8 protein-coding genes and 1 pseudogene are annotated in these 10014 nt (G+C 64.4%); 8 read left to right on the forward strand and 1 reads right to left on the reverse strand.

What is annotated here, in order from left to right; genetic code table 11:
- From OC446_RS27400 to hflX, 7 genes are all read left to right on the forward strand, one after another.
- On the forward strand, positions 1-522 hold a 522-nt coding region (locus tag OC446_RS27400; RefSeq protein ID WP_262032119.1), incomplete at its 5' end, for a tRNA dihydrouridine synthase.
- A 2-nt stretch (positions 523-524) separates the two neighbouring features.
- Positions 525-1622: a two-component system sensor histidine kinase NtrB gene (locus OC446_RS27405; protein WP_262032125.1), complete on the forward strand. Its 1098-nt coding sequence runs from the start codon at positions 525-527 to the stop codon at positions 1620-1622.
- Between the two features lie 9 nt (positions 1623-1631).
- Positions 1632-3098, forward strand: a complete 1467-nt coding sequence (gene ntrC / locus OC446_RS27410; RefSeq protein WP_262032120.1) for a nitrogen regulation protein NR(I) — start codon at positions 1632-1634, stop codon at positions 3096-3098.
- Between the two features lie 100 nt (positions 3099-3198).
- Positions 3199-5448: a sensor histidine kinase NtrY-like gene (locus OC446_RS27415; RefSeq protein ID WP_262032121.1), complete on the forward strand. Its 2250-nt coding sequence runs from the start codon at positions 3199-3201 to the stop codon at positions 5446-5448.
- Complete coding sequence (locus OC446_RS27420; RefSeq protein ID WP_262032122.1) at positions 5445-6815, forward strand: sigma-54-dependent transcriptional regulator; 1371 nt, start codon at positions 5445-5447, stop codon at positions 6813-6815. Before OC446_RS27415 ends, OC446_RS27420 begins: the two co-directional genes overlap by 4 nt.
- Positions 6816-7038: 223 nt before the next feature.
- Positions 7039-7293 carry an RNA chaperone Hfq gene (gene hfq / locus OC446_RS27425; RefSeq protein ID WP_009491222.1) on the forward strand — a complete coding sequence of 85 codons (255 nt, stop codon included), beginning with the start codon at positions 7039-7041 and terminating at the stop codon, positions 7291-7293.
- Between the two features lies 1 nt (position 7294).
- Positions 7295-8689 carry a GTPase HflX gene (gene hflX / locus OC446_RS27430; protein WP_262032123.1) on the forward strand — a complete coding sequence of 465 codons (1395 nt, stop codon included), beginning with the start codon at positions 7295-7297 and terminating at the stop codon, positions 8687-8689.
- Here the strand turns inward: hflX and mazG are convergent.
- On the reverse strand, positions 8684-9529 hold the full coding sequence (mazG, locus tag OC446_RS27435; RefSeq protein ID WP_262032124.1) for a nucleoside triphosphate pyrophosphohydrolase: 846 nt from the start codon (positions 9527-9529) through the stop codon (positions 8684-8686). The genes hflX and mazG overlap by 6 nt on opposite strands.
- Positions 9530-9663: 134 nt before the next feature.
- On the opposite strand from mazG, the pseudogene OC446_RS27440 reads away from it, so the two are divergent.
- Positions 9664-9963: pseudogene (locus tag OC446_RS27440) on the forward strand (OsmC family protein); the annotation flags it as partial.
- Between the last annotated feature and the right edge of the window lie 51 nt (positions 9964-10014).

Here is a 10014-nt window from a genome sequence, read left to right on the forward strand (position 1 = left end):
CGCGCCGAGAGCCTGGGCGTGCAGGCCGTGACGGTGCATGGCCGGACGCGCCAGCAGTTCTACAAGGGCCAGGCCGACTGGAACGCCATCGCGGCCGTCGTGCGCAGCGTCGGTATACCGGTGATCGCCAATGGCGATATCGGCACCCTCGATGATGCACGACGTTGCCTGTCGGCTTCGGGTGCCGCAGCCGTGATGGTCGGGCGCTCGGCCGTCGGCCGGCCCTGGATCGTCGGCCAGATCGCCGCGGCCCTGCAGGGAGAGACGATCCCCGATCCTTCGCCCGAAGCCATGACCGGCATCGCGGTCGAGCACTACGAGGGCCTCCTGTCCCTCTACGGCGAAAGGACCGGGATCCGGCATGCCCGAAAGCACCTGGCCGCCTATGCGGACGTGGCCAGGCAATCCGGCTTCCACATTCCGCCGAGCGTCCGGACGACGCTCGTCACGTCCGAGGAGCCACAGACCGTGATCGCCATGCTGCGTTCCCTCTACAGCTGTCAGGAACGGGAGGCCGCATGACCATGTCGGGCATGAACGACCTCATCATGAACGCGCTGCCGATTCCCGTTCTCACCGTTGGGCCGGAGCACCGCATCGTGCATGCCAACGCGGCGGCGGAATCCTTCTTCGAGATGAGCCTGCGCATGATGCTGCGGCAGAGGCTCAGCGATCTTCTGCCCTTCGGCTCGCCCGTGATGGCTCTGGTGGAGGATGTTCGCCAGCGTGGCTCCAGTGTCAGCGAGCATCGGGTCGACATCGGCAGCCCGCGCCTCGGCGCGGAGCGCATCGTCGACGTGTCCGCCAGTCCTCTGGGCGACGACAGCGATCACGTGATCGTCATGCTGCAGGAGCGGACGATCGCCGACAAGATGAACCGCCAGCTGACCCATCGCGGCGCTGCACGGTCGATCACGGCCCTGGGCGCGCTCCTGGCGCATGAGATCAAGAATCCCCTGTCGGGCATCCGTGGCGCTGCACAGCTCCTCGAGCAATCGGCGAATGAGGACGACCGACTGCTGACACGTCTCATCTGCGACGAGACCGACCGCATCGTGAAGCTCGTGGAGCGCATGGAACTGTTCGGCGAGGAAAGGCCGGTGGAACGGGGCCCGGTGAACATCCACGGCGTGCTCGACCACGTGAAGCGCCTCGCGCAGTCCGGCTTTGCCCGGCATATCCGCTTCGTCGAGAACTACGATCCGTCGCTCCCGCCCGTACTCGGCAACCGCGATCAGCTGATCCAGGTCATTCTGAATCTCGTGAAGAACGCTGCCGAAGCCGTCGGCATCGATGCGCCGGACGGCGAGATCATGCTGTCGACGGCGTTCCGGACCGGTGTCCGGCTTCAGGTGCCCGGTTCCCAGGAGCGGGTCAGCCTTCCCATCGAGCTGAGCGTCACGGACAACGGACCGGGCATTCCTCCCGAACTGATGACCGACCTCTTCGATCCTTTCGTAACCACGAAGGTCCAGGGCAGCGGCCTGGGCCTCGCCCTCGTGGCGAAGATCGTGGGCGACCACGGCGGCATCGTCGAATGCGAGCCGGCGCCCAGACGAACCACTTTCCGAATTCTCCTTCCCATGCACCGCGCCGATGACGGCCGCGGGGCCGAATTGTGAGATTGAGCGATGCCTAGCGGACAGATTCTTCTCGCTGACGACGATGCTGCCATCCGGACCGTCCTGAACCAGGCCCTGTCCCGGGCCGGCTACGAGGTTCGCTCCACCAGCAACGCCGCGACCCTCTGGCGGTGGGTCGCACAGGGAGAGGGAGATGTGGTCATCACCGACGTGATGATGCCGGACGAGAATGCCTTCGATCTCCTGCCCCGCATCAAGAAGATGCGCCCGGACCTGCCGATCATCGTCATGAGCGCGCAGAACACGTTCATGACCGCCATCAAGGCCTCCGAGCGCGGCGCCTATGAATACCTGCCGAAGCCGTTCGACCTGAAGGAGCTCGTCGCCGTGGTCGGGCGGGCCCTCTCGCGCCCCCGGAACGTTCCCACCGGCGCCAACCCTTCGCCCGAGAACGAAGATATCCCGCTCGTGGGTCGCTCGCACGCCATGCAGGAGATCTACCGGGCTCTCGCCCGTCTAATGCCCACCGACCTCACGGTGATGATCACGGGCGAGTCCGGGACCGGCAAGGAGCTCGTGGCGAAGGCCCTGCACGATTACGGCAAGCGCCGGCAGGGTCCGTTCGTAGCCGTGAACATGGCGGCGATCCCGCGTGAGCTGATCGAATCCGAGCTCTTCGGCCATGAGAAGGGCGCCTTCACCGGCGCGACCGCGCGCAATACGGGCCGTTTCGAGCAGGCGGAGGGCGGCACGCTGTTCCTCGACGAGATCGGCGACATGCCCATGGAGGCACAGACCCGTCTCCTGCGCGTTCTTCAGCAGGGCGAGTACACGACCGTTGGCGGCCGGGTGCCGATCAAGACCAATGTCCGCATCGTGGCGGCCACGAACAAGGACCTGCGCGTCCTGATCCAGCAGGGGCTGTTCCGCGAAGACCTCTATTTCCGGCTCAACGTGGTGCCCCTGCGCCTTCCGCCGCTGCGCGAGCGGGTCGAGGACATCCCGGATCTGGCCCGCCACTTCTTCATGCTGGTGGAGAAGGAGGGCCTGGCACGCAAACAGCTCGACGTGGAGGCCATGGACAGGCTGAAGCGGTACCGCTGGCCGGGAAACGTCCGTGAGTTGGAGAACCTGGTGCGACGCTTGGCAGCCCTGTACCCGCAGGACACCATCACGGGTGCCATCATCGACGCGGAGCTCGATTCGCAGCCCCTGCTGCCGCCTCAACCGGTCGGGAAGGCATCCCAATCGTCCCAGCAGAGCGCAGAAGGCCTGTCCGACGCGGTCGAACGGCATCTGAACGAGTATTTCTCGGGCTTCCGGGACACGCTCCCGCCTCCCGGCCTCTATCATCGCGTCCTGCGCGAGATCGAGGGTCCGTTGATCGGCGCGGCCCTGGCCGCGACTCGAGGGAACCAGATCCGCGCGGCCGAGCTCCTGGGCGTGAATCGCAACACCCTTCGCAAGAAGGTGCGTGATCTGGAGCTCATGGTGGTCCGCTCCAACCGCAGTTGAGGCTTGGCTGCTGTAATAATTTGACCACAGTGTTGTGTTGGTGCATCACCCCTAGAACGGGGTGCTGTTGCAGAGGCACCCGACAGGCGGGGCTTCAGTCTTGATCGACCAGGACACCATTGCACAACGGCAGGCGGCGGAGCCGTCCCAGAGCGGCCTCGGCTGGCTGGGCTATGGCGCTGTGCTGTCGGCTCTGGCCTCGGCGCTCGCCACGTTCCTGATCCTCGCCGGAGCGACCCCGCTCCTTCCGACTCACAATGTCGTCGTTTGGGTCTTCCTGCTGAACGGCGTGCTGATCGCGCTCCTGCTCGGCATCGTCGCTTGGCAGACCCGAAAGCTTGTCCGCGAGCGGCGGGCCGGGGCAGCGGCCGCGGGCCTCCATGTGAGGATCGTTGGATTGTTCAGCCTCGTTGCCGTGCTCCCGGCCATCCTGGTCGCGGCCGTTGCGACGGTCACCTTGGAGCGCGGCCTTGATCCGTGGTTCACCGGTGCGCTCCGGGACCTGATGACCAACACGGTCTCCATCGCCCGGTCTTACCGCGAGGTGCAGTGCCGCACGCTCGCTCGCGAAACCCAATTGATGGCGGCCGACCTCAACCGCGCCAAGGTCCTCTTCGACGCGGATCGCAACCTGTTCAGGGAATTCATGAATTCCCGCGCCGTCTTCCTCGGTTTCCCGCTCGCCATGATCGTGGACACCGATGGATCGGTGGTCGAGCGCATCGACGCTAAGAAGCTCGAGAATGTCCCGTTGCCGACGGAGACTGACCTTCAGGAGGCCAGCAACCGGGAGGCCCTCTGCCTGTTCCCGAAGACGGGCAACATCTTCCGCTCCGCCCTGAAGCTCGACGCCCATGGCGGTCGCATCCTCTACGTGGCGAGGGAGGTCGATCCGCGCGCCATCGAGTTCCCCCAGGTGGCGGAAGCCGGCGTGGCCTTCTACGAGGCGCTCGATCAGAAGAAGGCTGGCATCCAGATCGCCTTCGCGTCCATGTTCACCCTGATCGCACTGATCGTCCTACTCTCGGCGGTGTGGTTCGGGCTGAACTTCGCCAACCGCCTTGTCGCCCCGATCCGGCGCCTCATCCATGCGACGGACCAAGTGGCCACCGGCAATTTCTATGTCCAGGTGCCCGTGAAGCGGGGCGAGGGCGACCTTGGGCATCTGGGCGAGACGTTCAACAAGATGACTTCCGAACTGCGTCGCCAGCATGACGGGCTGACGGCGGCCAGCGATCTCATGGACCGGCGCCGTCGGTTCACGGAAGCCGTTCTGGCAGGCGTTTCGGCTGGGGTCATCGGCGTCAATGCGAGAGGGCAGATCACCATCGTGAACCCATCCACGGAGGCCCTGCTCGGCACGTCGCACAAGGAACTGCTCGGCCAACCGATTACCATGGTGCTGCCCGAGGTGACGGCGCTCGTAGACGAGATGAGCCAGGGCCGCCAGCGCCTGATGCAACAGCAGATCCATATCGCCCGTAAGGGCAAGGAGCGAACCATCAACGTTCGCGTCACCAGCGAGCAGGCGCGCGGCGGACAGAGGGACCTCGTCATCACCCTCGACGACATTACGGATCTCGTTCTGGCGCAGCGGACCTCCGCCTGGGCGGATGTGGCACGGCGCATCGCGCACGAGATCAAGAATCCCCTTACGCCCATTCAGCTGTCGGCCGAGCGCATCCGTCGGAAATATGGCAAGGTGATCACCACGGACAGGGAGGTGTTCGATCAGTGTACGGACACCATCGTGCGGCAGGTCGACGACATCAAGCGGATGGTGGATGAGTTCTCGTCCTTCGCCCGCATGCCGAAGCCGACCATCGGCGACGAGGATCTCGCCGAGACGATCCGGCAGGTGATCTTCATGATGAAGATCGCCCACCCCGAGATCGAGTTCGTCGATCAGGTGCCGCCCGGATCGCTCATCGCGCCCTTCGACCGCCGGCTTGTCTCGCAGGCGGTGACGAACATCGTCAAGAACGCTACCGAAGCGATCGCTGCGGTGCCGGAGGAGGAGCGGGGCCAGGCCCAGATATCGGTGCTGCTCGACGACACGCATCCGGAATATCTGATCCTGGCCGTGACGGATAACGGCAAAGGGTTTCCGATCGAAGGCCGACAACGCCTGCTGGAGCCCTACATGACGACGCGCGAGGGTGGAACCGGATTGGGGCTGCCGATCGTTGCCAAGATTCTGGAAGACCATGGAGGTGGCATGGAACTCGCCGACAATCCTACTGGCCGGGGTGGGCAGGTTCGCATGTGGATCCCAAAGACCAAGCACGTTGTATCGGAAGAACCATCGGCCGCTTCCAGCCGAAATGACTCCCGCAGGGCAAGCCTATGAGCGCTGATATTCTCGTCGTCGACGACGAAGTCGATATTCGTGACCTGGTGGCCGGCATTCTCGAGGATGAAGGTAACCGTACCCGCACGGCCGGCACGTCCGATGAGGCCCTGGCCGCCATTGAGACGCGGCGGCCGCACCTCGTGTTCCTCGATATCTGGCTGCAGGGAAGCCGGCTCGACGGGCTTCAGGTTCTGGAGATCATCAAGTCCCAGCATCCCGACTTGCCGGTCGTGATGATCTCAGGCCACGGCAACATCGAAACCGCCGTCTCCGCCATCAAGGCGGGTGCTTACGATTTCATCGAGAAGCCGTTCAAGGCGGATCGTCTGGTTCTGGTGGCAGAGCGCGCCCTGGAGGCGTCCCGCCTGAAGCGCGAGGTTCGTGACCTGCGCTCGCGCTCGGTTCAGGCGAGCCGCATCGCCGGCCGGTCCATCATCATCAACCAGCTCCGGCAGGCGGTCGAGCGGGCGGCGCCCACCAATGCGCGTATTCTGATCACCGGCGCACCCGGATCGGGCAAGGAACTGACGGCCCGGACCATCCATAGCCTTTCGACCCGCGCGAACGGTCCCTTCGTCGTTCTCTCGGCCGCGACGATCACGCCCGACACCATGGAGGCGGAGCTTTTCGGCACCGAAGGCGGGGAGGGCGGGGGACGCCGGGTCGGCGCTCTCGAAGAGGCTCATGGCGGCACTCTCTACATCGACGAGATCGCTGACATGCCGCGGGAGACGCAGAACAGGATCCTGCGTGTCCTGGTCGACCAGAATTTTCAGCGCGTCGGCGGAACGACACGGGTCCATGTGGATGTCCGAATCGTCTCGTCCTCCAGCCGCGACCTTCCCGCCGCCATTGCGGCCGGGCAGTTCCGGGAGGATCTGTTCCACCGACTCGGTGTCATCCCGATTCGGGTCCCGTCCCTCGCCGAGCGGCGCGAGGACGTGCCGGAGCTGATCGAATTCTTCATGGAGCAGATTTCGTCCACTACGGGCCTGCCCAGGCGGCGCATCGCCGAGGATGCCATGGCGGTCCTGCAATCGCATGACTGGCCCGGCAACGTCCGGCAGCTCCGCAACAACGTGGAACGGCTGATGATTCTCACCTCGGGCGACCCCGACGCCGAGATCACCGCCGACATGCTGCCTACCGAGATCGGCGCCCTCGTTCCGAGTACCCCGGGCGGGGCAGGGGGCGAGAAGCTGATGAGTCTGCCGCTCCGTGAGGCCCGCGAGATCTTTGAGCGGGAGTATCTCCTGGCGCAGATTGCCCGATTCAGCGGCAATATCTCGCGAACGGCGGAGTTCATCGGCATGGAGCGCTCCGCGCTGCATCGGAAACTCAAATCTCTCGGGATCGGCGGCTGAGAACGCCGTCCCGGTGTCCCACCCGTCGGTCGGGAAGGCCGAAAACCTACAATCCACGGGAAAATGTAACCCCAGGGTGGTAGAAGTCTTGGCTACCTCTTGCCGAACGCTGCAGTTCGCCCTGTAATAGATCTGCCGGTCACCGACCGCACGAAAGCGGACAATCATATCCAGGCGGCCCCATAGCCAAGACCGGCGGCGATGGGCTGGCGAGGCAACTTCAATGGCGGGCGATCGCGCGCAGAATCTTCAGGACACCTTTCTGAACTACGTCCGGAAGCAAAAAATTCCCCTGACGATCTTTCTCGTGAACGGGGTGAAGCTTCAGGGTGTCGTTACCTGGTTCGACAACTTCTGCGTCCTCCTGCGCAGGGATGGTCATTCCCAGCTGGTTTACAAACACGCCATTTCCACCATCATGCCGGGACAGCCCGTCCAGTTGTTCGATCAGATCGACGAGGCTGGCGAGAAGGCTTGAGGTGACGGAACCACGCAGTCCGGGGGAAGAACGTCTCGCCCACCTTGCCGAACCGGAGAAAGAGGTTGCGGCAGGAACGAAGACGCTCGTTGTCGGTCCGTATCTGACCCGCCGGCGGCGTGGTGCGGTCGAAGCCGACAGCGAGGCCGGCAATCCGCGTCCTCCGGAAGCTCGCCTGGATGAAATCACCGGGCTTGCGCTCGCAATCGATCTGACCATCGTCCAATCGCTGATCGCACCCCTGGCCTCCCCACGACCCGCGACCTTCATCGGCAGCGGCAAGGTCGAGGAGCTGGCGGGGCTGATCCGGGCCGAGGAGATCGGTCTCGTGGTCATGGACTGCGCCCTCAGTCCCGTGCAGCAGCGCAATCTTGAGAAGGCCTGGGGGGCGAAGGTCATCGACCGGACCGGCCTTATCCTCGAAATCTTCGGACGGCGGGCGCGAACGAAAGAGGGCACCCTTCAGGTCGAACTGGCCCACCTGTCCTACCAGAAGGGCCGGCTGGTCCGTTCCTGGACCCACCTCGAGCGCCAGCGCGGCGGCTTCGGCTTCCTGGGCGGACCGGGCGAGACGCAGATCGAGGCGGATCGCCGCATGATCCAGGAGCGGATGAACCGGATCGAGCGGGATCTGGAGGGCGTCGTGAAGACGCGCTCCCTGCACCGCACGAGCCGCAGGCGGGTGCCGTACCCGATCATTGCCCTCGTCGGCTATACCAATGCCGGCAAATCGACCCTGTTCAACCGCATGACCCAGGCCGACGTTCTGGCCGAGAACATGCTGTTCGCGACCCTCGACCCGACGTCCCGCGCCATCGAACTCCCGCACGGCGAGAAAGCCATTCTGTCTGACACGGTGGGCTTCATCTCCGATCTGCCGACCATGCTGGTGGCGGCGTTCCGCGCGACCCTCGAGGACGTGGTCGAGGCCGATGTCCTGCTGCATGTCCGCGATGTGTCGCACGGGGAGACCGAGGCCCAGGCTGGCGATGTCGCGATCGTCCTGCGGGAGCTCGGCATCGACCCGGACGACACGAGACGGATCGTCGAGGTCTGGAACAAGGCGGACCTTCTGTCGGCGGAGGACCGGGAGCGGCTTGCGACCGCCTCGCACCGGACGGGCGAGGAGAGGCGGCCGATCCTGATTTCCGCCCTCACGGGAGATGGCATTCCCGAGCTCCTTGCCACCATCGAGCAGCACCTGTCTCTGGGAAGGCCGACCTACGAGGTCGATGTCGCGCCGGAGGACGGGCAAGGGCTCGCCTGGCTGCATGAGAATACGGAGATCCTGGACCGCGTGACCCAGGAGAACGGGCATACGGTCCTCCAGGTTCGCCTCGTGGCCGGCAAGGAGCCCCGGTTTCTCAACAGGTTCCCGGACGCCCGCGTCCTATGAGGATGAGCCGGGCTCCCGCTCGGCCAGCTTCGCGGCGACCCAAAGCTCCTCCATCTCTTCGAGCGAGGCTTCGTCGAGGCTGCTGTCCCGCTCTCCGAGCGCTTTCTCGATAGCCTTGAAGCGCCGTTCGAATTTGGCATTCGTCCGCCGCAGGGCTCGTTCGGGATCGATGCCGAAATGCCTGGCCAAGTTGGTGACCGAAAACAGAAGATCGCCGATCTCGTCCTCGATCCGGTCTGGTTTCCCGGATGAGGAGGCTTCCTTAACCTCCTCCAGCTCCTCATGAATTTTGTCGATGACCTGCACGGCTTCGGGCCAGTCGAAGCCCACCTTCGCGGCCTTGGTCGTGAGCTTCTGGGCTCGCGTCAGGGCTGGCAGCGCCGTCGGGATCCCTCCGAGGAATCCCGATTCGTGGGGCTCGGGGCCTTGCCCCATCGTCTCGCGGGCCGCGCGCCGTTCCGCCTTTTCCTCGGCTTTGATCGAGTCCCAGAGGTGCTTCACCGCCTCGGGAGACAGGTCTTTGATGGCGCCGAAGACATGGGGGTGGCGACGGATGAGCTTCTTCGTGATGGCCTCGACCACGTCAGGGAACGCGAAGGCGCCCCGCTCCTCCGCCATGCGGGCGTGGAACACGACCTGAAGCAGCAGATCCCCGAGTTCGTCCCGTAGATCGGCCATGTCGCCCCGCTCGATGGCATCGACTACCTCGTAGGCCTCCTCGAGCGTGTAGGGCGCGATCGAGGCGAAATCCTGCTCCAGATCCCAGGGACAGCCGGTTCCGGGCGTCCGCAGGGCTGCCATGATCTCGATAAGCCGCGTGATGTCTTTGGAAGGCTTCATGATGAAATCCCTGGTCGATGGGCCCGTTTCATACCCTGAGGACAAAACCTCGGGCTAGCTGGATTTGCGCCATTTCCCTGCGTTAGCGGTATAAGAGAGGATGAAGCCGTGAGGCATAGCGAGGACAAGGTCACATGAAAGCGCGGGTGAAACTGGTCGACGGCATGATGTTCGTGGGTGAGTCCGGCAGCGGACATGCCGTCGTCATGGACGGGGCGCCTGAATATGGCGGCCGCAATGTCGGCATCCGCCCCATGGAGATGCTTCTCATCGGCTTGGGAGGCTGCACGGCCTTCGATGTGGTCCAGATTCTCAGGAAGGGCCGGGAGCAGGTGACGGATTGCGACGTAGAGGTCACGGCCGAGCGCGCTGAGACGGACCCTAAGGTCTTCACGGCGATCCACCTCGACTACAAGGTCAAAGGCAAAGGGCTAGTGTTGTGTCACTGACGGGTGATTCCGAAATCTGGTGGGCTGTGCGATGCT

The sequence above is a fragment of the Microvirga sp. Mcv34 genome (assembly GCF_024519725.1).
Taxonomy (GTDB): domain Bacteria; phylum Pseudomonadota; class Alphaproteobacteria; order Rhizobiales; family Beijerinckiaceae; genus Microvirga.

Coding starts and splice junctions, on each gene's coding strand:
- OC446_RS27420 (WP_262032122.1), top strand. CDS start 5,445: ATGAGCGCTGATATTCTCGTCGTCGACGACGAAGTCGATATTCGTGAC.
- OC446_RS27405 (WP_262032125.1), top strand. CDS start 525: ATGTCGGGCATGAACGACCTCATCATGAACGCGCTGCCGATTCCCGTT.
- mazG (WP_262032124.1), bottom strand. CDS start 9,529: ATGAAGCCTTCCAAAGACATCACGCGGCTTATCGAGATCATGGCAGCC.
- hfq (WP_009491222.1), top strand. CDS start 7,039: ATGGCGGGCGATCGCGCGCAGAATCTTCAGGACACCTTTCTGAACTAC.
- ntrC (WP_262032120.1), top strand. CDS start 1,632: ATGCCTAGCGGACAGATTCTTCTCGCTGACGACGATGCTGCCATCCGG.